This window comes from Hyphomicrobium sp. (assembly GCF_051860585.1).
Lineage (GTDB): Bacteria > Pseudomonadota > Alphaproteobacteria > Rhizobiales > Hyphomicrobiaceae > Hyphomicrobium_C.
In genome coordinates, this window is the sequence record NZ_JBHYDS010000003.1 from 424,994 (window position 1) to 446,598 (window position 21,605).

Genomic DNA, 21,605 nt, shown 5'->3' on the forward strand with positions numbered 1-21,605 from the left:
TGCGAGGCTGCTCTCATATAAGCAAGGATGGCGGGCGGCGCGAGCCCTGCCAAACGCAATGCACGTGGCGTCAAACCGCGCTGAGATAGGACAGCGCCGCGCGAATCACCGGCGGCGCGAACAAAATATTCCTGTGCCCCAAACCGTCGAACGCCTTGAGACGGGCCGCCGGGCACTGCGCCACGATTTCCTCGGCATGGGAGAAGCTGACCTCCGTGTCGTCGCGGGCATGTATCACCAGCGCGGGGCGCCCCGTCGCGGCGAGCAGGCGCGCCGCCGTGAACTCGGCGATCGGCCGGTGCGCGATCCGTTCCAGCCGCCGCTCGTAGGCGCGAGCCGCCGCCGGCCGCAGCGAAAGCTCCTCCGCGAACTCCTGCGTGACGACGCCGAATGCATTCGGCACGGACACGAGCACATAGCGCTCGAAGGGATACGCTCGCGCCATCGGAGGACCGCCCTCGCCCGCCAGCAGCAGGGCGAGCCCGCCCATCGAGTGCGCGACCGCAAAGCGGATCGGCCCCAAAGTTTCCGCCACCTGCAGCAGAGCACGTGAACAATCGATCAGGCTGGCGCGCTCCTGGGCGCTGCGCCCATGCGCCGGCTGGTCGAAGGCGACAACCCGAAATCCGGCCCGGCGCAGCTGCTCGGCGAACACGGCCATGAACGACGCTTCGCTCGTCCAGCCGTGCGCGATCAGTACGCTGCCGCGGTCGCGTCCCCCGTCCGGCTCGAACACATAAGCTTGCACCAGCCCTTCGGTGGTCGGAACCTCGATCCAGTGCGCGTGCCGGAGGTGAAACCGGGCCCGCTCCGTCAGCACCGCATGATCGTGGCTCCGCCGCGACGACCACTTGGGGCTGCAAAAGCGCGTGTAGGCGAGATCTCCCGCGCGCCCCGGCGGAAGGTTTTCGTAGGAGACGGGCCGGCATCGCTGGCTTCGATCGTAGAATGCCGTCACCGCCGCCCCCTACACCAGCCGCATCGCCTTGAGACTGGCGCAGCCCGAGCGTCCGACGATGACGTGATCGTGCACGAGCACGCCGAGCGGTCGTCCCGCGTCCGCGATCAGGCGTGTCATGTCGATGTCCGCACGCGACGGCGTGGGGTCACCCGATGGATGGTTGTGCACCAGGATGATCGCGGTCGACGACAGCTCCAGCGCTCGTTTGACGACCTCGCGCACGTAGACGGGCGTATGGTCGACCGTGCCCAAGCCCTGCACCTCGTCGGCGATCAGCCGGTTCTTCTTGTCGAGAAAGAGAATGCGGAAGATCTCACGCTGCTCGTAGCCCTGTGCGGCCATCAGATAGTCGAGCACCTGGGTCCAGGAGGAAAGCACGGGCGACGACGAGATCTCGCTCCGCATCAGTCGCAGCGCGGCCGACCGGATCAGACGGATTTCCGTCACCACGGCATCGCCGACGCCCGAGACTTCCTTGAGGCGCGCGTCGGGCGCATTGACGACGCCCGCGAACGACCCGAAGCGCGCCAGCAGGCGTTTGGAGAGGTCCTTCGTGTCGCGCCGCGCGATGGCGCGGAACAGAACCATTTCGAGCAATTCGTAATCGGGCAGCGCCTCTCCGCCCGCCTTGCGGAACCGGTCGCGCAATCGCTCGCGATGACCGGAATAGAGCGGCTGCGGCGCTTCCAGAAACGATGCTTGATCCGGAGTCTCATCCGGCGGCTTGTCGTCGGCATTCACCTTCGCGTCGCGCGCACCGGGATCCTGCATCGAAACGTCCGCTATCCTTTCACGACCGACGGCCATTCGAGCCCGGCCGGCGAGTGCGTGAACACTTCCACCCCAGTTTCGGTCACGCCGACAGTATGCTCGAACTGCGCCGACAGCTCGCGGTCGCGCGTAACGGCCGTCCACCCGTCCGCAAGCACTTTCACGTGCGGTTTGCCGAGATTGATCATCGGCTCGATCGTGAACAGCATGCCGGGTTCGAGCACGGCGCCTTCGCCCGCCGTGCCATAATGCAGAATGTTCGGACGGTCGTGAAACACGCGCCCGAGCCCATGACCACAGAAATCGCGCACCACGCCGCACCGCTCGCCCTCGGCGTACGCCTGGATCGCCGCACCGATGTGGCCGATGGTATTGCCGGGCTTCACTTGCTCGACGCCGAGTCTCAGCGCCTCGTACGTGACCTCGATCAGCCGCTCGGCGCGCCGGCTGATGGCGCCGACGGCGTACATCCGGCTGGTGTCGCCGTGCCAGCCGTCGACGATCAGCGTCACGTCGATGTTGACGATATCGCCTTCACGCAGCGGCTTCGGCCCGGGGATGCCGTGGCACACGACATGATTGATCGAAGTGCAGATCGATTTCGGAAAACCGCGGTAGTTGAGCGGCGCCGGGATCGCGCCGTGATCGAGCGCGAATTCGAGCACCTTCGCGTCGAGAACCTCGGTCGCGACTCCCGGCTGCACGTAGGGCGCGATCATGTCGAGCGCCGACGCAGCCAGCTGGCCGGCCCTGCGCATCGCCGCAAAGGCTTCCGGGCCATGCTTCTTGATGGCGCTGGTTTCGCGAAGTTCAGTCCGGGAGAGTTCGACGTTGGACATCAATTATGCCGGTGTCTGTACCATTCGGGGAAGCGGCCGCCCGCGCATCGCAATCGTAGCGGGCCAGCCTGATCACACCATGAGTGTCGTGATCAGACTATGAATGTAATCCAATTCGCTTGCCGTGCAACGCCCGCAACGGGCCGTTAAACGCCGCACCTGGAAAGCGAAACGGCGGCACCGTGAGGCGCCGCCGCTTGCGTATTTCAAAACCGGAGCCAAACAGGCACCGGAGAGGCCTTAAGCGTTCGCTTCGCCCTCTTCAGCCGGCACTTCGCCCGCCGTGGCTTCCGCGATCAGCCTCTGAGCCTCGCCGACCCAGTTGTCGCGCTCGATCTGGCCCTTGAGCTTCAGGGCCTCGTCGACGTTCGCGATATCCTCGTCCGAGAAATTCGCGACCTGCTCGAGCTTGTAGCAGTTGAGCGTCTTGAGGCGCGCGGCAAGATCCGCGTCGATGCCCTTGATCTTGGTCAGGTCGTCGGCCTCGCCCTTCGGCTTCTTGAAGCCCTTCCAGGCCGCGTTGAGGCGGCGGGCGCGAACGTCCGTACGCTCGAAGATGCGCGCGGCGCGGCCACGGCGGCCACGGAGATAGTAAAGCTTCGCGCGGCGAACCTTGCCGCGGCGGAGAACTTCGATTTCGGCGATGTACGGCGAGTAGATCGGGAACACGCGCTCCACGCCCTCACCGTAGGAAATCTTGCGGACCGTGAAGCTTTCGTTGATGCCGCCGCCGGAGCGGGCAATCACGACGCCTTCGTAGGCCTGGAGGCGGATCGTCTGCTTCGCGCCTTCGCCTTCGATCACCTTCACCATGACCTTGACGGTATCGCCGGGAGAGAATTCCGGCACGGTGCGGGTCTTGAGCACGGCATCCATCTGCTCGCGCTCAATCTGCTGAATAATGTTCATGGTTCTTCCTTTTTCATTATATTTTTCAATGCAGAGGAGCAGCGCCGGGACAGTCGTCCGCGTGCACGGCTCGTGCGGCCCCTTGTGGAGCAGACCCTTGATGGGAAATAGTTGGCCCGGCCTATAGCCGAAATACAAGCCCCTGTCGAGGGGTAGCCGGCCGGCCCCTGAACGAGGACCACCCATGCTGCCCGACGCCATTGGGGCCCCTCAGATAGCCGCGTTGCTCGTACTCCTGCAACGGGCAGCGGAGGAGATTTACTCGGCCCGCAACACCCGCGCCCTGCTGGCGGCCGGCGCTACGGAAGCCGGACGCAGCTACTACCCGGTTGTCGCGACGACCCACCTCGCATGGATCGCGAGCCTCGTCTTTCTCATCCCGCCTGCGGCGGAGGTGTCCACCCTGCTGGCACTGACTTATCTTGCGCTTCAGGGCGTGCGGTACTGGGTCATCGCAACGCTCGGTCGCTTCTGGACCCACCGCATCTTCACGCTCGCGGACGCGCCCATCATCCGGCGCGGACCCTACAAGTTCCTACGCCATCCCAACTACGCCGTGACCATCGCCGAAACGTTTCTGCTGCCGGCCGTGTTCGGCGCGTACGCGCTCGGCATCATCATGGGTGCTGTCTGGACGGCCGTGCTCGCCTACAAAATCGCCCTCGAGGACGAGGCGCTGGCGGCGCGTCGCCGATCCGGCGTATAGGCCCATCCGCCCTAGGCCAGGAGGTCGAGCGCCGCGAAATAGGCAGAGAAGCCAGGCCCGAACGCGGCCAGGAGATGCAGCCCCACGGCGCCGGCCTTGATGGCTCGCTCGAGTACAAACAGCGCCGTCGCCGACGACATGTTGCCGTAGTCTCGCAGCACGTCCCACGAATAGACGATCTTTTCCCGCTCGATACCCAGCACCTCCTCGGCGGTCTCCAACACCTTGCGCCCACCGGGATGAACGAGAAATCCTTTGAAATCCGGAAGCTCCATCTCGTTGCGGTCTAGAAACTCATGCACCGCCGGACCTAATTGGTCGCGCATGAGCGCGGGCAGCTCCGGGCTCAGCACCACGCCGAAGCCGTCGTCTTTGATGTCCCAGCCCATGATGTGGCGCGTCTCGGGCCAAAGGTGTTCGCCGAAAGTGAGGATGCGCGCCTTAGCCTGCTCCTCGCCCCGTTCGGAGCTCCTGAGCACCACACCCGCCGCACCATCGCCGAACAGCGCTGCGGAGACGAACATGGCGATGCTCGGATCATTGGGCCGCGCGCACAAGCTGCAGAGATCGACAGTGATGAACAGCACGTTCGTACCGGGCCGGCCCTGCGCCAGACGCGCCGCCCGCGCGAGCCCCGCCACTCCACCGCCGCAGCCGAGCCCGAAGATCGGCGTCCGCTCGACGGTCGGCGCAAAATCGAGCCTGTTCATCACCAGCGCATCGAGGCTCGGGATGGCGAGGCCGGTGATTGTGTTGGTGACAAGAGCATCGATGTCACGCAGCTCGAGGCCGGCGCGCTCCGTCGCCTCGACGGCAATTTTCGCGATCAGATCCACCGCGTGCTGCTGGAAGACCTGGGTCCGCTCCTCCCAGCTGTGCCGGACCTGGTACCATTCGAGCGGCTGACAATTGTAGCGGAAGTCGATGCCGGTGTTGGCAAATAGCGTTTCGAGCCGCGCAAACTGCGGGAACACGGACCTCGCCACCTGGAGCGCATCCTCCTGGCGCAGCTTGATCGGCGGGTTCGCGGTCGCGATCGACAAAACATCGACGGCGCGCCCCCGCCTGTGGACAGCGCTGTCGCGGACGCTTGGGGCGTCCTGCGGTGCGAGCTTCGGCATGTATGGGTCTCCAGGATGCGAGACAACTGCAAATTTCGTCGTCTCGCTGTTCCCGGGGGAACAGCGCCCAATTCTCGCTTGAGACAGCGCCTCGCCTGGTGAGTAGGGATGTTCAGTGCCCGGACGCCGGCACACCATCTGCCGGCTTGTTCATGAACAGAGCCAACAGTGCCATCCCGGCAAACATCGCCGTCAGCACAAGGAACACGTCGGCGAACGCCAGCACCTCGGCCTGTTGCCGCACCAGGCGCGAAAGCTGCTTCACCGCCGCGAGATCGCCATCCGGGATCTGAGCCGACAGCCGCTGCGCGAGCCCAGCCAGCGTATCCTCCGCGACGGCGCGGCCCCAGGCGACGCTTTCGTGCAGCCGCTGGAGGTGCAGGTCCATCCGCTGGTTGAGCACGGTGTTGATCAAGGCAAGCCCCACCGCGCCGCCGAGATTACGCGTCAGGTTGTAGAGGCCGGACGCGTTCTTGAGCTGATCCGGCGGCAGCGTGCCGAGCGCCAGGTTGTTGATCGGCACCATGCAGATCATCAGCGAGACGCCGCGCAGGATTTGCGGCACAAGCAGCTCGTAGAAATCCCAGTCGGTGGTTATGCCGGAGGCGATATAGGTGCCGAGCGCGAAGCCCATGAAGCCGGCGAGCATCATGGCCCGCGGATCCATCGCCTGCGACAGGCGGCCCGCGAGCGGCGCGGCCAAAAACATGGCCACGCCCGTGACGAACATGGTCTCGCCGATCATGAGCGCGTCGTAGCCGCGCACCTGCGAGAGATAGACGGGATAGAGGTAGGTCAGGCCATAGAGGCCGATGCCCATGATGAAGCTGAAAGCGCAGCCGAATGCGAAGTTGCGGTCTCGAAAGGCGCGGAACTCGACAACCGGTTGCACCGCCGTAAAGGCGCGCCAGAAGAACAACACGCCGCCGAGCACGCAAAGAACGCCGAGCACCGCGATGGTCGTATCGTCGAACCAATCGTAGCGCGGGCCTTCCTCGAGCACGTACTCCATCGAGCCGAGGAACAGCGCCATGGCGCAAAGCCCGATGTAGTCGAAGCGGCGGAACAGCGAATGATCGGGCTTGTCGAAATCGACGAGGGTGAACACCGCGATCGCGACGATGATGCCCGGCCCGACATTGACGAGGAACAGCCAGTGCCATGAAAAGGCGTTGCTGAGATAGCCGCCGACCGTCGGCCCGATCGTCGGCGCGAGCGTCGCCACGAGGCCGATCATCGGTGAGACGATATTGCGCTTGGATGCGGGAAAGAGCGAAAACGCGACCGCGAACACGCTCGGGATCATGCCGCCGCCGATGAAGCCCTGGATGGCGCGGTAGACGATCATCTGGTCGATCGTCGTCGCCGTGGCGCAGAGCAGGCTCGCGAGCGTGAAGCCGATCGCCGAAGCGGTGAACAGCACGCGCGTCGAAAGCGCACGGGCGAGGAAACCCGAAAGCGGGATCATCACCACTTCCGCGATCAGGTAGGACGTCTGCACCCACGGAATTTCGTCGCCGCTGGCCGACAGTCCGGCCTGGATCTCCGAGAGCGAGGCCGAGACGATCTGAATGTCGAGGATCGCCATGAACATGCCGAACACCATGGCGAGGAAGCCCGCCAGCTCGCGCGGCGTCACGCCGATCCAGGCGAGCTTCTTGGCCTCGCGTCCCGCTGTCGGGGGTCCGTCGAACGTCGTAGGGTCAAACGGTGTGGACTGGGCCATGGCTAACTCCCGCGCTCTGGCGGCTTGGCGGTCTACTGGACGCGAACGCCGTGATCTTGCGCGTTTGCCCCGGCATCAGCCTTTGGAGCCGTCCGCGTGTCGATCCCCACGACCACCGACAGACCCGGCCGCAGACGACCCTGAGCTTCCGACGCCGGCACGACGACCCGAACCGGTACGCGCTGCACGATTTTGGTGAAATTGCCCGTGGCATTTTCGGGCGGCAGCAACGAGAACTGCGAGCCGGACGCCGGCGCGATGCTGTCGACGACGCCTTTCAACGGCGGGCCGTCGAGTGCATCGACTCTCACTTCGACGGTCTCTCCCGGCTTGATGCCCGCGAGCTGCGTCTCCTTGACGTTGGCATCGATGTAGACCTTATCGAGCGGCACGATGGCCGCGAGCCGCTTGCCCGCCGTCACGTAATCACCGACCTGAACGCTCCGGTTGCCGACGATGCCGTCGAAGGGCGCGCGGATGAGCGTGAACGACAGATCGCGCTTGGCCTGCGCCAGCGACACCTCGATCTCCTTCGCGATGTGCTCCGCTTGCACCTTCTGCGCTTTAAGAAGCGCAATGTTGGCCTCGGCGGAGAGGATGGCTGCCGCGCCGGCCTTCTGCTGCGCGACAGCCGTGTCGCGCGCCGCGATGGCGGCATCGAGCGTGGCTTTCGACGTGTAGTCGCGATCCGCAAGCGGCTTGGTGCGCTCGTAATCCGCCTGCGACTTGGCCACCGTCGCCTTGGCCGCATCGAGCTGAGCGCGCATCTGGTCTTCGGTTGCCTCCGCGGCGCGGACCTGCGCGTCGAACGTCGCGATTGCCGCCCGCTGCGTCGCGAGCTTGGCATCGGCCTGCGAGACCGCGAGCTGGAAGTCGCCGTCATCAAGACGCACGAGCACGTCGCCCTTCTTGACCGCCTGGTTCTCGACGATGGGCACGTCCGCGACATTGGCTGCGATCTTGGGAGCGATGATCGCCATGTCAGCGCCGACATACGCATCGTCGGTCGAAACGATAAAACGGCCGACGGTGACGTAGTCGTAGGCGAACCACGCCGCCCCCGCGATGGCCAGGGCGCCGGCTGCGCCAAGCAACAGCTTTTTGCGCGATCGCGGCGCATGAGCTGTCGTGGATTCTTGTACGGGCGCCGCCGTCTCCGCGACACGTGCGGCGGGCTCCTCGCCCGTGGGCGTTTCGGTCACACGAGCTTCTGGGGCCGTCTTACTCCCTGGGGCCGATGGACGGGCGTCCTCGTCCGGGCGCACGGCCCTCAGTTGCGAAATATCCTTCCGGCGAGCGTCTTGGGTGGACATTGTGATCGTCCTGACAGAATGCAAAATAAACCGTACAGTTCAGTTCGAGAGTTGACATAGGGCGAAACCGCGCCGATATCAATACCAAACTGAACCGTTTGGTTCCATTTAGAGAGATTGCCATGGCTAGCGAAAATCCCGTGAAACATCAGAACGATGACAGCGCGCACGCGGAGGTTGACGCCGTCGAGCAGCGTCGCGGCGGGCGTCCGCCGGCCGGAACCGACCCGCAAAAGCGCCAGCAAATCCTGGATGGCGGCGGCCGCGTGTTCTCAAACCTCGGCTTCGATGCCGCGAGCATGAGCGACGTCGCCCGCGAAGCCGGCGTCTCGAAGGCAACCCTGTACGTCTACTTCGAGGACAAGGAGCACCTGTTCACCGCAGTGTGTGGCGAGCGCCGCGACCGCAACATCTCCGAGATGATCGCAATGCTCGATGCCGATAAGCCGCTTGAGGAGATGCTGCTCGCGTTTGGATCCGAGATCCTGCGCAAAATTTCTCAGCCCTTCGTCGTGGCAGCGCACCGCATCGTCATCGGCGTCGCCGAGCGCATGCCCGAGATCGGCAACGAGTTCTTCGAGGCAGGCCCCCTACGCCTTGCGAACGCCTTTGCTGCGTTCATCGAGAAGCACAACGCCCGCGGCAATCTCAGGGTCGAGGACAGCTTCCTCGCTGCCGTGCAGTTCCTGGAGCTGGCCCAGGCGATGGTCTTTCGTCCGCGGCTCTACGCCGTGACCAAGGAGCCCGCCACCGAGGACGAGGTTCAGAAGGTGGTCGGATCCGCGGTGCGCGTCTTCCTGGCCGCTTACCGCGCCTGATCGACCTTCACTCCGCCGGCCTCGGCCTTCTTCTCCTCCATCACGTCGGCGGTGTCCGGGCTCAGCGGCTTCGCCTTGGTCTTGGGCGGAGTAAAGGGCTCGGGCTCCGGCGTCGTCATGTTGCCGCGTAGAAGTTGGCGCCCGGCGGTGAAACCGCCTACGAGCTGCAAGGCCAGCCGGTCCTCGTCGCGCTTGCGCACGTCGCGGGCCGTGTCCTCGGCCACGACCGGATCGAACCCCAGCCCCACGAGAACGGCCTTGCCGAAGACGAGCGCCGACTCGAACGTTTCGCGCATCTGGTAGTCCACCCGCGCCTCGATCAGACGCAGCGTATGGCCCCGGTCGAACGATCGCACGAACAGCTTCGCGACCGGGAACTCGCTTTTCACGAGCTCGACGATCTTATCCGCGGCCTCCGGATTGTTGATGCAGACCAGAATGGCTTCGGCGGTTTCCGCGCCCGACGCCCGCAGCACATCGAGGCGCGTGCCGTCTCCGTAGTAGACCTTGAACCCGAAGTTTCCGGCGGCGCGGATCATGTCGACGTCGATCTCGATCAGCGAGACATCCACGCCTCGCGCCAGCAGCGGCTGGCTGACGAGCTGGCCGAACCGCCCGAAGCCGATGATGAGCACGCGGTTCGTAAGATCTTCGGCGACCTCGACGCCCTCGAGCGACACCTTGTCTTTGGGCATGAAGCGGTCGACGCCGATCAGGATCAGCGGCGTCAGCGCCATCGAAAGGATGACGATCGCGCTCATGACCGCCGCCACCCGCTGATCGAACACGCCCGCCGAAAGCGCCGCCGAATAAAGTACGAACGCGAACTCGCCGCCTTGCGCGAACAGGGCCGCGCGCTGCAACGCTTCCCGCCATTTCGCCCCGAACAGCAGCGCGATGACGTAGATGCCGGCGGCCTTCGTCGCCATGAACAGCAGCACGCCAGCGAGGATCACCGCCCACTCGCGCGCCACCAGTGCGAGATCGAGCGACATGCCGACGCTGATGAAGAAGAGGCCGAGCAGCAGGCCCTTGAACGGGTCGATGTCGGCTTCGAGCTGATGACGGAACGCGGATTCAGAGAGCAGCACGCCTGCCAGGAAGGCGCCCATCGCCATCGACAGGCCGCCCCACTGCATCACGAGCGCCGCGCCGAGCACCACCATCAGCGACGCCGCCAACATGATCTCGCGGCCGCCGAGCTTCGCCACCAGCGCGAACAACGGGTTGAGCAGCCAGCGCCCCGCGAAGACCACCGCGACCAGCGCCGCAAGGCCCATCGCCGCGCTGAGCCAAACCGCCTGCTCCGAATTCGGCCCCGAGCCGTCGAGTGCGGCGAACACCGCCACCAGGGCCAGCAGCGGCACGATCGACAGGTCTTCGAGCAGCAGGATGGAGACGGCGCGCTGGCCCGCGGGCAGTGCGGTCTCTCCGCGCTCGTCGAGCATCGTCATGATGACCGCGGTTGACGACAGGACGAAGCCCATCGCGCCGATGACCGCTACCGGTATCGAGAGCCCGCCGAGGTAGACCCCGACCGCGCTCAGCAACGCGCCGCAGGTCAGCACTTGCACCAGGCCAAGCCCGAAGATGTCGCGCCGCAGCGCCCACAGCTTCGCGGGCTTCATTTCAAGGCCGATGATGAAGAGGAACATCACGACGCCGAGTTCGGCCACATGGAGAACGGACACGGGATCTGAAATTAGGCCGATGCCGAACGGCCCGACGGCAAGCCCCGCCGTCAGGTAGCCGAGGACGGAGCCAAGCCCGAGCTTCCGGAACAGCGGCACCGCCACCACGCTCGCGGTGAGGAGGGCCACAGCAGAATCGAGACCGACAAGCGTCGCGTGAGCATCCATGGCAGCGTCGTCTCCGGATCGAAAGAGCCATCCCCAGTCCCTAGGGGTGTTCCTCGATTAAGCGCCGCAGCCGGAACGCGCAAGTCAACGCGCTGTCGCGCATGCCGTAGACGGAGTTTCGGGTCGACGATGTGACCCGCGTACGCCACCGTTTAGGCTTAAGCCCGCCGCCAGAGTGTGAACCTGGAGCGCTGCGCAAATCCCTCACACGCGAATTCCCCACAAGAGGCGCACGCAGAGAATACGGACAGCCTGTGATGGGCAAGGTTTTCGAGGTGGAACGACTATCGTTTAGGTCGCGGCCCAGGAAGATCCGGACGCCGCTCGCGCGTGATGCGCTCTGCCTCCTCGCGCCGCCAGTCGGCGATCTTCTTGTGGTCGCCGGAGAGAAGCACATCAGGCGTCGAGCGGCCTTCCCAATCGCGCGGCTTCGTGTAGTGGGGATACTCGAGCAGTCCGTCCTCGAAGCTCTCGTGCGTCAGACTGTCCTCGGCGCCGAGCACACCGGGGATCAGCCGCACGCAGGCGTCGATCATCACCATCGCCGCCAGTTCGCCGCCGGACAGCACATAGTCGCCGATGGAGATCTCGGTGATCCCGCGGCCTGCGATGATCCGCTCGTCGATGCCCTCGAAGCGGCCGGCCAGCAGCATCACGCCCGGCCCCTCGGATAACGCGCGGGCGTGCGCCTGCGTGAGCTGCGCCCCGCGCGGCGAAAGGTAGAACAGCGGCAGGTCGCCGCTCGTCTCGCGGGCAGCGTCGATTGCCGCGGCCAGCACATCGACGCGCATCACCATGCCGGCCCCGCCACCGGCGGGCGTGTCGTCAACGGCCCGGTGCCGCCCGATCCCGAAGTCGCGGATCTGATGCAGGTCGAGCGACCACAGGTCCGCCGCAAGCGCCTGCCCAACGAGCGAGAAGCCCAGCGGCCCAGGAAACATGTCCGGAAAAAGAGTAAGCACCGACGCACGCCACGGCGCACGGCCAGTGCCGGTCGGACTATGAGGCATCACGTCATCCGGCTTGAGCATTTTCCGACGAGGTGGAGACGATTCGCCATGAGAAAATGCGATAAAAACGAAACTAAGCGCGTCGATCCGAGAGCTACCGGATCAAACGCACCAGCGAGCGTTGGGCAGATTTACGGCACGGAAGGGAAATTGAAAACCGCTTCTCGACCACCGCGGTCGATTGAGTGCCCGGGACGACGCGGCCCGAGAGGAGGCTCAGGGACCCCTAAATTCGGACTTAGCGCGCGGTGTCCACATCGAAAGGCGAGTATCTCGCCGGACTGATTCGGCTCCGGAAAAGGTCGCCGGCGAACCCGAACACGGTGCAAAGGGATCGGCTCGACCACGCCAATGCGCCCCGTGGATGCTGGGCCAGCGCATCGAAATAGTCCTCGAGTCGATAGAAAATCTTCGTCATCGATCAGCTCCATCACCACCGTAATTGGCGTGGGGTTAACAAAGCTTGACCACCGACTCGCCCACTGACAAGTCGGATAGGAAAATATCCCGTCCCAATTTTTCCCGAGCCGAACCGTCTCCACCTCCGGTCGCGTCAGACGCCTTCGACAACAGTAATGTCGAGCGTGCCCGCGCCGGCCCGCAAGGCTTTGGCCTCGGCATATTCGGGGCTCGTCGCATAGCCGAGCGCGTGCTCGTAGCTCGGAAATTCCAGCACGACATTGCGCTGCGTTCCATTGCCTTCGATGATCTGGCATTTGCCGCCGCGCACCACCGGCTTGCCCTCGAACTTGTCGAGAGCCACCTTGGACTTCACCACGTACTGGCCCCACTTCTCCGCGTCCGTCACCACGGCGTGCGCAATCACGTAACCCTTAGGCATGAGCGTTCCCCTTTTCTGATTGTCAGTGCGACGTCGCCGAACCGCTGCCCGTTTTCGCCAGCGCGTCCTCGATGCATTGGATGAATTTTTCCGCGGCCGCTTTCGGCGCGTCGGCTTGCGTAATCGGCCGGCCGATGACGATGTGATTGGCGCCCGCCGCAATGGCATTCTCGGGTGTCATGACGCGCTCCTGGTCGTCCGTCGTGCTGCCCTGCAGCCGGATGCCGGGCGTGACGATGAGGAACTTCGGACTTGTCGCCTCGCGAATGCGCGCGGCCTCCTGGCCGGACGCAATCACGCCGTCGAACCCGGCCGCATATGCGAGCTCGGCGCGGCGCAGCGCGAGGTCGGCGGGCGCCAGCGTCGATCCCTGCTGGCGGATGTCGTCGGCGGTGAGGTTGGTCATAACCGTCACGGCGAGCAGCTTCACGCTGCTGCCCGTCCGCCCCGAGACGGCGGCCCGCATCGTCTTGAGATCGTGCCCGTGGACGGTGAGGAAGTTGATTCCGAGCTCCGTCGCATTGGCGACCGCGCGTTCCACGGTGTTGCCGATGTCCAGCAGCTTCATGTCGAGAAACACGTTCTTGTTCTGGCGCTTGAGGTCGCGCGCGAGATCGAGACCGCCTGCAAACAGCAGCTCGAGCCCGACCTTGTAGAACGAAACCGTGTCGCCGAGTTCGACGACCAGCCGGCGCGCCTCTTCCACGGTCGGCATATCGAGCGCAACAATCAAATGATCACGGGCTGCGGTGCTGCTCATGAGGTCGTGTCCCGATTTAGTGATGGCCAGATTGAGTGACGGCAGTACCGGCCATTATCCGTGAAGAACGTGGGCGGCGCGAGCGAGCTTGACGATCAGCGCCTTGAATTTTTCCTGCTGCTCGCGGTTCTTGAGGTGCCCGTTCTGCTCGAAAGCTTCCGCGGCCTTGGGGACTGCGAACTGGTCCGGCAGCACAAGCGCGCCGAGGCCGAGCTCGAGCACCGTCCGCGTCGTGTTCACGCCGCGCAAGCCGCCCATGCCGCCGGGCGAAGCAGAGCCCAGCGCGAACACGCGGGATTTGAACACCGCCAGCGGCTCCTCGCCGTCGATGCGCACCCGGCTCACCCAGTCGAGTGCGTTCTTGAGCAGCGGCGTGATGGAGGCATTGTACTCGGGCGAAGCAATGAAGATGCCCGTGTGCACTTTCATCAAGGCTTCGAACTTGAGCGCGTTTTCGGGGATGCCCTGCAGCGCCTGCAGGTCTGCATCGTAGAGCGGCATCGGATAGTCGCCGAGGTCCGCGAAGGTTGCGGCGAGCCCGTTGGCCTCAGCGATTTGCGCGCCGAGGCGCGCGATCCGCTTGTTGAACGACGCCTCCCTCGCACTCCCGGCAAAGAAAAGCAGCTTGGTCGACGACAGGCTCATGCTTGCTCCGGTTGATGACGCAGGGAGAGCCTCAGCCCCCCTTCCCCTCGAAGAAATCCTTCACGCGCGCGAAAAACCCGGTGCTTTCGGGACTTGTTCCCTTGTGGCTTTCGCCTTCGAATTCCTCGAGCAGCTCGCGCTGGCGCCGCGTGAGGTTTTTCGGTGTCTCCACATCGACCTGGATAAAGAGATCGCCCACCACCTTGGAGCGCAGCACCGGCATGCCTTTGTTCTTGAGACGGAATTGCTTTCCGCTGGCCGTTCCTTCCGGAATTTTGACCCGGCTCGCGGTGCCGTCGAGCGTCGGAACTTCGATCTGCCCGCCGAGCGCGGCCGTCGTCATCGCAATCGGCACCTTGCAGAAGATGTCCGCGCCGTCCCGCTGGAAGAACGAATGCGGCTTGAGCGACAGGAAGATGTAGAGGTCGCCTGGCGGTCCACCGCGCAACCCGGCCTCGCCGTCGCCGACGAGCCGCACCTTCGTGCCGTCCTCGACGCCCGCCGGGATGTTGATCTGCAGCGTCCGCTCGCGCATCTGGCGGCCCGCGCCCGAGCACGCCGAGCAAGGATCGTCGATCACCTCGCCGCGACCGGCGCACGTCGGACAGGTCCGTTCGATGGTGAAAAAGCCCTGGCTCGCGCGCACCTTGCCATGGCCGCCGCAGGTCGGGCATTGCGTCGGCTTCGTGCCGGGCTTGGCGCCGGTGCCGGTGCATGTTTCACATGCGACACTCGTCGGCACGCGCACCTCGGCGGCCTTGCCGGCGTAGGCCTCCTCGAGCGTGATCTCCATGTTGTAGCGCAGATCCGCCCCGCGCTCTCGCGAGCTGCGATTGCGCGGCCCGGCAGCGCCGCCGCCGCGCCGCCCGCCCATGAACTCGCCGAACAGATCCTCGAAAATGTCGGACATCGACGACGCGAAATCGGGCCCGAAACCGCCTCCGGGATGGCGTCCCATGCTCTGATCGAAGGCGGCATGGCCGAACTTATCGTAGGCTGCCCGCTTCTGCGGATCCTTCAATGCCTCGTAGGCCTCGTTGAGATCCTTGAAATTCTGCTCCGCGGCCTTGTCGCCGGGATTGCGATCGGGATGGCATTCCTTCGCCATCGTGCGGAACGCCGACTTGAGATCCTGCTCAGTCGCTGTGCGCGGCACACCCAGAATGTCGTAGTAGTCGCGCTTGGCCATAGAAGCTCTCGTTTCACTCATCGGGGCCCGATTCCGCGGTCATTGGCGACCATATCCTCGTGGCCGGGCACGCGGTCACTGTTCCGGCCGGGAAAGTAGACGCCCCACGCCCCGTCGATCAGGCCGGACTTTGAAGCCAGCCGGCCGATGTGCCGTACCCAGAAGGGCGGCACCGTGCGCAAAGTGGCAATCTTTGGCGCATTGGACAAGCCTCGCATCACCGCACCCGCGCTTTATCGGCAAGCCCTTGCCTGTCGGCTCCGCAGAGCAACCACGACGTGGAACCCGCAAACAGGCTTGGGAAATAAAGGATTGGCGAACGATACGGACCCATGCCGGCATCTAGCCTCGGATGTGACGTCGGCCCGAAGCGCTTGATGACGCTAGCGGGCCGACACATCCCTCGAACTCAACAGTGCTGCGGCACCTCGGGCGCCGCAGCAACATCTCGATTAGCCGGCCTTCTTCTTGTCGTCCTTGACCTCTTCGAAGTCCGCGTCGACGATCGTGTCGTCGCCGGTGTCCGCCTCGCCTGAGTGACCGTCCGAGCCGCCCTCAGCACCCTTGGCGCCGTAAACGGCCTCGCCGATCTTCATGGCGACCTGTGCGAGCGCCATCGTCGCGGACTTGATCTTCTCGGCATCTTCCGAGGCGATCGCTTCCTTGGTGGCTTCGATAGCCTTCTCGACATCGTCCTTCACGGCGGCGACGGCCGCGTTCGAACCGTTCTCGGAAAGCTCCTTCTGGGTCGAATGCACCAGGGCTTCCGCCTGGTTCTTGGCTTCGACCAGCTCGCGCTTCTGCTTGTCTTCGCCCGCATGCGCCTCGGCTTCCTTGACCATCCGCTCGATCTCGGCGTCGGACAAACCGCCCGACGCCTGGATCCGGACAGACTGCTCCTTGGACGTCGCCTTGTCCTTCGCCGAAACGTGCACGATGCCGTTCGCGTCGATGTCGAACGTGACCTCGACCTGCGGCACGCCACGCGGCGCCGGCGGCAGCCCGACGAGATCGAACTGGCCGAGCAGCTTGTTGTCGGCCGCCATCTCGCGCTCGCCCTGGCTGACGCGGATGGTTACCGCGCTCTGGCCGTCTTCCGCCGTCGAGAACACCTGGCTCTTCTTGGTCGGGATGGTCGTGTTGCGATCGATCAGGCGCGTGAACACGCCGCCCAGCGTTTCAATGCCGAGCGACAGCGGGGTCACGTCGAGCAGCAGCACGTCCTTGACTTCGCCCTTGAGGACGCCGCCCTGGATCGCCGCACCGACAGCCACGACTTCGTCCGGGTTGACGCCCTTGTGGGGCTCCTTGCCGAACAGTTCCTTCACGACCTGCTGCACCTTGGGCATGCGCGTCATGCCGCCGACCAGCACCACTTCGTCGATGTCGGCCGCCTTGAGGCCGGCATCCTTGATGGCCTGCTCGCACGGACCACGCGTCCGCAGGATCAGATCGTCCACGAGGCTCTCGAGCTTGGCGCGCGTGAGCTTCATCGTGAGATGCTTCGGACCCGACTGGTCGGCCGTGATGAACGGCAGGTTGATCTCGGTCTGAGACGCCGACGACAGCTCGATCTTGGCCTTTTCGGCAGCTTCCTTGAGGCGCTGCAGGGCGAGCTTGTCGTTCCGGAGATCGATGCCCTGCTCCTTCTTGAACTCATCGGCGAGATAGCCGACGAGCTTCATGTCGAAGTCTTCACCGCCGAGGAACGTATCGCCGTTCGTGCTCTTGACCTCGAACACGCCGTCGCCGATTTCGAGCACGGAAATATCGAAGGTGCCGCCGCCGAGGTCATAGACCGCGATCGTCTTGGCTTCCTTTTTCTTGTCGAGACCGTAGGCAAGCGCAGCCGCCGTCGGCTCGTTGATGATGCGCAGCACCTCGAGCCCGGCGATCTTGCCGGCATCCTTGGTGGCCTGACGCTGGGCGTCGTTGAAGTACGCGGGAACAGTGATGACCGCCTGCGTGACGGGCTCGCCGAGCTTCGCCTCGGCCGTCTCTTTCATTTTCTGCAGAATGAAAGCGGACACTTCCTGCGGCGAATACGCCTTGCCGTTGGCCTCGACCCAGGCGTCGCCCGTGGGACCTTTGACGATCTTGTAGGGAACGAGCTTCTTGTCCTTCTCGACCAGCGGATCCTCGTAGCGCCGTCCGATGAGGCGCTTGATGGCGAAGAACGTGTTGGTCGGGTTGGTCACGGCCTGGCGCTTGGCCGGCAGGCCGATCAGCCGCTCGCCGTCATCGGCGAACGCCACGATCGACGGCGTCGTGTTGGCGCCCTCGGCATTTTCCAGAACGCGGGGCTTGCCCCCTTCCATGACGCTGACACAAGAGTTGGTTGTGCCGAGGTCGATACCGATCACTTTTGACATGTGTCCGAATTTCCTCTTCGTTTCGGCAGACCGTCCGGACCCTGTAAGGCCGGCGTCCGGTAATGTCCTTTACGCCTCCGGACGGGAGGCATGGAGACGGTCTCCTGGAGAACAGTTGGTGTTGCGCGATGTATATAGTGTGTGCTTTTCGGGGCGCAACGGGCGCGCCGCGCGGCCGCAGCATCAATTTTGGAACCGTTGCTTTAACACTTCGAACGCCGCCCGGGGCAAGACATTTGAGCGCCGCACCCGCCTCGGAAGTCAATCGATCCAGCCCCGGCGCGTTTAAGGATGTCCGGGCTCACTCTGCGCGCGGTCGATAAACTCCGCGAGCAGTTGATTAAGGGTTACTTTCCTGACCCCGCGGGAGCCTCGGTTGCAGGGGGCTCCGCCTCGTCGGCAGCAGGGCGTTGCGGCTTCGGTCCACCCTTCGACACCACCACCATGGCGGGTCTCAGCACGCGATCCTCGAGGACATAGCCGGACTGATAGACTTCGAGCACGGTACCCGGCGCGACTTCGGCATTCTCCATTTCCATCATCGCCTGATGCTGGTGCGGGTTGAACGCCTCGCCGCGCGGATTGATGCGGCGGACTCCATGCCGCTCGAACACATTCAAAAGCTCGCGTTCAGTCATGCTCACGCCCTCGACGAGAGCCTTGAGCGCGGTATCCTGTTCGGCCGCACCCGCCGGCACGGCCTGGACGGCGCGCTCGAAATTATCGGCAACGGCAACGACGTCGCGCGCAAACTTGCTGATCGCGTACTTCGCCGTGTCCTCGCGGTCGCGGTCGGCGCGTTTGCGAATATTGTCCATCTCGGCATGCGCCCGCAGCAGGCGATCGGTCAGATCGGCAATCTGGCCTTGCAGAGTATCGACCTCGGCCGCGAGGCGTGCGGCCTCGTCCGCGGCGTCCGGCCGTGCCGCCGCGTCGGGCGGGACGTCCGTTCCCGGCATTCCGCGGGGCGCATCGGGTTTCGGTGTCTCGTCGGCCATAACGTCTCCGGATCGGGCTGTCGTCAAAGATATGCGGGGGCAGGCCAGCGGCCATGCGCCGTGCGTGCTGCGCCCGATATCAGCCGCCAGCCGGGAAAAATCAAGTCAACACGCGACTGACCAGCCGCGCCGTGTAGTCCACCATCGGAATGATTCGCGCATAGTTGAGGCGCGTGGGGCCGATCACGCCGAGCACGCCGACCACTTTGCGCTCGCCATCGCGGAACGGCGCGACGATCAGCGACGATCCGGAAAGCGAAAACAGCTTGTTCTCCGAACCGATGAAAATGCGCACCCCGTCCGCATGATCCGCGAGCCCCAGTATTTGCGACAGGTCGCGCTTCGTCTCCAAATCGTCGAACAGCTGGCGGATCCGTTCGAGATCTTCGATCGCCGTGAGATCCTTGAGCAGATTGGCCTGTCCGCGCACGATCAGGCTCTTGCGGTCGTCGTGCACGCCGGACCACTCGGCGAGCCCGGCCTTGATCACCTTCTGCGTGAGCTGGTCGAGCTCCGCGCGCGATTTGGCGAGGTCTGCGTCGATCGCCGAGCGCGCCTCCGCAATCGTGAGCCCACGGATGTGGGCATTGAGATAATTGGCGGCTTCGACCAGCGCCGAGGGCGGCAGCCCGGCCGGGATGTCGATCAGCCTGTTCTCGACATTCCGGTCCTCGTCCACCAGCACCACGAGCGCGCGCGTCGGTTCGATCATCACGAACTCGACGTGCTTCAGCCGCGCCACCTGCTTTTCCGTCAGCACCACGCCGGCACAGTGCGAGAGCCCCGAGATCATCTCGCCGGCTTCGGTCAGAACCTGGTCGAGCGATTTCGAGCGCCGCACCACAATTTGGGCTTCGAGCTTGTCGCGCTCCTCAGCGCTGAGATTGCCGACTTCGAGAAGTCCGTCGACGAACATCCTGAGCCCGGACTGCGTCGGCAGCCGTCCCGCCGAGGTATGCGGCGCGTAGATCAGGCCGGCGTGCTCGAGGTCGCTCATGACGTTGCGGATCGAGGCCGGCGACAGCGCCATGGGCAGCACCCGCGCCAGGTTGCGCGACCCGACGGGTTCGCCCGTGGCCAGATAGCTGTCGACGATCTCGCGCAGAATGGTGCGCGAGCGCTCGTTGAGCTTGCTGATGGCGGAGTGGTATTCGGACATCGCGTTTCTGGACCTGCGGCGCCAAATGCCTGAAGGCCAAATGCTTGCAGGGAGGCGCCGGCAAAGACCCTAGGAAATGGCGAGCAGGCTCGTCAATGCAAGACCCTGATTTGGCAAGGCCGGGGGCATGTTCATTGGCGTGTTCACCGGCTGGCCACGACCCAACATGGCCACCCGCGGGGTGTCGTTTGCGGTTGATCCCGATTGGCCCCTCCCGTAGGGTCGCCGAAAATCGGGGCGCCAAGTTCGGGACGACGGCACCACCACGGCGCTTTGCCCCTGAGTTTTTCCCTGTCACTCACAAGAGATACATCAGGCCACATGCGTCCTTCCAAGCGCCAGCCAGGCGAGCTTCGCCGCGTCTCCCTCGAGCGCGCGGTTTCCATGCATGCCGAAGGCTCCTGCCTGATCAAATTCGGCAACACCCACGTCTTCTGCACGGCGAGCCTCGAAGAGCGCATTCCGCCGTGGCTCAAGGGCCAGGGGCGCGGCTGGGTCACGGCCGAATACGGCATGCTGCCGCGTGCCACCAGCGAGCGCACGCGCCGCGAGGCGGCTGTCGGCAACCAATCCGGCCGTACGCAGGAGATCCAGCGTCTGATCGGCCGCGCGCTCCGCGCCGTCGTCGACCTGCCGAAGCTCGGCGAGCGCCAGATCTCGATCGACTGCGACGTCATCCAGGCGGACGGCGGCACGCGCACCGCGGCCATTACGGGCGCCTGGGTTGCGCTCTACGACTGCATTCAGTGGATGAAGCTGCGCGACATGGTGAAGGACGGCGTCCTGCGCGACCACGTCGCCGCCGTCTCCTGCGGGCTCTACAAGGGCAACGCCGTGCTCGACCTCGACTATCTCGAGGATTCGGCCGCGGACGCGGATTCCAATTTCGTCATGACCGGCGCCGGCGGTATCGTCGAAATCCAGGGCACGGCGGAAACCACCGCCTTCAGCCAGGAGAGCTTCGATCAGCTCATGGGGCTGGCCCGCAAGGGCATCGCCGAGCTGGTGGAACTGCAGAAGCTGACTGTCGCTTAAGGAGGCAGCCGGCAACGGGCAGCAGTGCGCGACGACCTGCTGCCGGCTGCCCCGCTGCCTGCTGCCTAACCACGGAGCACGGCCATGCTCACCGCTCACTTGGCGCTCACCGCTGCCGCGCTGTTCACCGGCGCCGCCTTCTACGTCAACTTCGCCGAGCAGCCGGCCCGCTTGGCGCTCGACGATCGGGCGCTGTTGGCGGAATGGAAGCCGAGCTACCAGCGCGGCTTCGCCATGCAGGCGCCGCTCGCGATCCTGGGTTTTCTTTTCGGTGCCGCGACGTGGTGGTCGACCGGCAACGCGGCATGGCTGCTGGGCGGGCTCGTCATGCTTGCCAACTGGCCTTTCACGCTGCTCGTGATCATGCCGACCAACGCCCGCCTGAACGAGACGCCGCTCGAGTCCGCCGGCCCGGAGACGCGCGTGCTCGTCCAGACATGGGGCGGGCTGCACGCCGTGCGAACCGCGCTCGGCGCGCTGGCCACAGTGATATTCCTATGGGCCCTGAACTAAGCCCCTCGCCGCATTCGGCCATCCTCCCGTTCCGCCCTGCCGCCCGGAGGGAGCACGCAT

20 protein-coding genes are annotated in these 21,605 nt (G+C 64.8%); 4 read left to right on the forward strand and 16 right to left on the reverse strand.

The genetic code is table 11. The features are described from left to right. Positions 1–70: 70 nt before the first annotated feature. The 4 genes from ACTIFK_RS07450 to rplS all read right to left on the reverse strand — a co-directional run bounded on the left by ACTIFK_RS07450 (position 71) and on the right by rplS (position 3,480). Entirely contained in the window at positions 71–958 is an 888-nt protein-coding gene (locus tag ACTIFK_RS07450) for an alpha/beta fold hydrolase (RefSeq protein WP_439542421.1), read from the reverse strand. Between the two features lie 9 nt (positions 959–967). Beyond that, a complete protein-coding gene (radC, locus tag ACTIFK_RS07455) occupies positions 968–1,732 on the reverse strand; it encodes a RadC family protein (RefSeq protein ID WP_439542422.1) in 765 nt (254 codons plus the stop codon). 11 nt (positions 1,733–1,743) lie between these two features. After that, entirely contained in the window at positions 1,744–2,571 is an 828-nt protein-coding gene (gene map, locus ACTIFK_RS07460) for a type I methionyl aminopeptidase (RefSeq protein WP_439542423.1), read from the reverse strand. Between the two features lie 240 nt (positions 2,572–2,811). Next, positions 2,812–3,480 carry a 50S ribosomal protein L19 gene (rplS, locus tag ACTIFK_RS07465; RefSeq protein ID WP_439542424.1) on the reverse strand — a complete coding sequence of 223 codons (669 nt, stop codon included), beginning with the start codon at positions 3,478–3,480 and terminating at the stop codon, positions 2,812–2,814. A gap of 184 nt (positions 3,481–3,664) precedes the next feature. On the opposite strand from rplS, the gene ACTIFK_RS07470 reads away from it, so the two are divergent. Then, entirely contained in the window at positions 3,665–4,186 is a 522-nt protein-coding gene (locus ACTIFK_RS07470) for an isoprenylcysteine carboxylmethyltransferase family protein (protein WP_439542425.1), read from the forward strand. Positions 4,187–4,197: 11 nt separating this feature from the next. Here the strand turns inward: ACTIFK_RS07470 and ACTIFK_RS07475 are convergent, their stop codons facing one another. The 3 genes from ACTIFK_RS07475 to ACTIFK_RS07485 all read right to left on the reverse strand — a co-directional run bounded on the left by ACTIFK_RS07475 (position 4,198) and on the right by ACTIFK_RS07485 (position 8,235). Further along, positions 4,198–5,307 (reverse strand): type III polyketide synthase, encoded by a 1,110-nt coding sequence (locus ACTIFK_RS07475; protein WP_439542426.1) that lies wholly within the window; start codon positions 5,305–5,307, stop codon positions 4,198–4,200. A gap of 112 nt (positions 5,308–5,419) precedes the next feature. Continuing rightward, positions 5,420–7,033 (reverse strand): DHA2 family efflux MFS transporter permease subunit, encoded by a 1,614-nt coding sequence (locus tag ACTIFK_RS07480; RefSeq protein WP_439542427.1) that lies wholly within the window; start codon positions 7,031–7,033, stop codon positions 5,420–5,422. 32 nt (positions 7,034–7,065) lie between these two features. Then, positions 7,066–8,235, reverse strand: coding sequence for an HlyD family secretion protein (locus ACTIFK_RS07485; RefSeq protein ID WP_439542428.1), 1,170 nt, complete (start codon positions 8,233–8,235; stop codon positions 7,066–7,068). A 233-nt stretch (positions 8,236–8,468) separates the two neighbouring features. On the opposite strand from ACTIFK_RS07485, the gene ACTIFK_RS07490 reads away from it, so the two are divergent. Then, positions 8,469–9,164: a TetR/AcrR family transcriptional regulator gene (locus ACTIFK_RS07490; RefSeq protein WP_439542429.1), complete on the forward strand. Its 696-nt coding sequence runs from the start codon at positions 8,469–8,471 to the stop codon at positions 9,162–9,164. On the opposite strand, the gene ACTIFK_RS07495 is transcribed toward ACTIFK_RS07490, so the two are convergent. The 9 genes from ACTIFK_RS07495 to hrcA all read right to left on the reverse strand — a co-directional run bounded on the left by ACTIFK_RS07495 (position 9,152) and on the right by hrcA (position 19,997). Next, on the reverse strand, positions 9,152–11,023 hold the full coding sequence (locus ACTIFK_RS07495; RefSeq protein WP_439542430.1) for a monovalent cation:proton antiporter-2 (CPA2) family protein: 1,872 nt from the start codon (positions 11,021–11,023) through the stop codon (positions 9,152–9,154). The genes ACTIFK_RS07490 and ACTIFK_RS07495 overlap by 13 nt on opposite strands. 284 nt (positions 11,024–11,307) lie before the next feature. Beyond that, positions 11,308–12,033 carry a tRNA (guanosine(37)-N1)-methyltransferase TrmD gene (gene trmD / locus ACTIFK_RS07500; protein ID WP_439542431.1) on the reverse strand — a complete coding sequence of 242 codons (726 nt, stop codon included), beginning with the start codon at positions 12,031–12,033 and terminating at the stop codon, positions 11,308–11,310. A 553-nt stretch (positions 12,034–12,586) separates the two neighbouring features. Then, entirely contained in the window at positions 12,587–12,874 is a 288-nt protein-coding gene (locus ACTIFK_RS07505) for a DUF1330 domain-containing protein (RefSeq protein WP_439542432.1), read from the reverse strand. A gap of 22 nt (positions 12,875–12,896) precedes the next feature. After that, positions 12,897–13,634: an orotidine-5'-phosphate decarboxylase gene (pyrF, locus tag ACTIFK_RS07510; protein ID WP_439542433.1), complete on the reverse strand. Its 738-nt coding sequence runs from the start codon at positions 13,632–13,634 to the stop codon at positions 12,897–12,899. Positions 13,635–13,688: 54 nt separating this feature from the next. Then, positions 13,689–14,279, reverse strand: a complete 591-nt coding sequence (locus ACTIFK_RS07515) for an NADPH-dependent FMN reductase (RefSeq protein WP_439542434.1) — start codon at positions 14,277–14,279, stop codon at positions 13,689–13,691. 31 nt (positions 14,280–14,310) lie between these two features. Beyond that, on the reverse strand, positions 14,311–15,468 hold the full coding sequence (gene dnaJ / locus ACTIFK_RS07520; protein WP_439542435.1) for a molecular chaperone DnaJ: 1,158 nt from the start codon (positions 15,466–15,468) through the stop codon (positions 14,311–14,313). A 452-nt stretch (positions 15,469–15,920) separates the two neighbouring features. Next, complete coding sequence (gene dnaK / locus ACTIFK_RS07525) at positions 15,921–17,840, reverse strand: molecular chaperone DnaK (RefSeq protein ID WP_439542436.1); 1,920 nt, start codon at positions 17,838–17,840, stop codon at positions 15,921–15,923. A 347-nt stretch (positions 17,841–18,187) separates the two neighbouring features. After that, positions 18,188–18,838 carry a nucleotide exchange factor GrpE gene (gene grpE, locus ACTIFK_RS07530; RefSeq protein WP_439542437.1) on the reverse strand — a complete coding sequence of 217 codons (651 nt, stop codon included), beginning with the start codon at positions 18,836–18,838 and terminating at the stop codon, positions 18,188–18,190. 100 nt (positions 18,839–18,938) lie between these two features. Next, positions 18,939–19,997 (reverse strand): heat-inducible transcriptional repressor HrcA, encoded by a 1,059-nt coding sequence (gene hrcA, locus ACTIFK_RS07535; protein ID WP_439542438.1) that lies wholly within the window; start codon positions 19,995–19,997, stop codon positions 18,939–18,941. Positions 19,998–20,318: 321 nt separating this feature from the next. Between hrcA and rph the strand changes: the two genes are divergently transcribed. Next, positions 20,319–21,032 (forward strand): ribonuclease PH, encoded by a 714-nt coding sequence (gene rph / locus ACTIFK_RS07540; protein WP_439542439.1) that lies wholly within the window; start codon positions 20,319–20,321, stop codon positions 21,030–21,032. A gap of 84 nt (positions 21,033–21,116) precedes the next feature. Further along, the gene (locus tag ACTIFK_RS07545) at positions 21,117–21,545 is read left to right on the forward strand and encodes a DUF1772 domain-containing protein (RefSeq protein WP_439542440.1); all 429 of its coding nucleotides are present in this window, start codon (positions 21,117–21,119) and stop codon (positions 21,543–21,545) included. Positions 21,546–21,605: the final 60 nt, after the last annotated feature.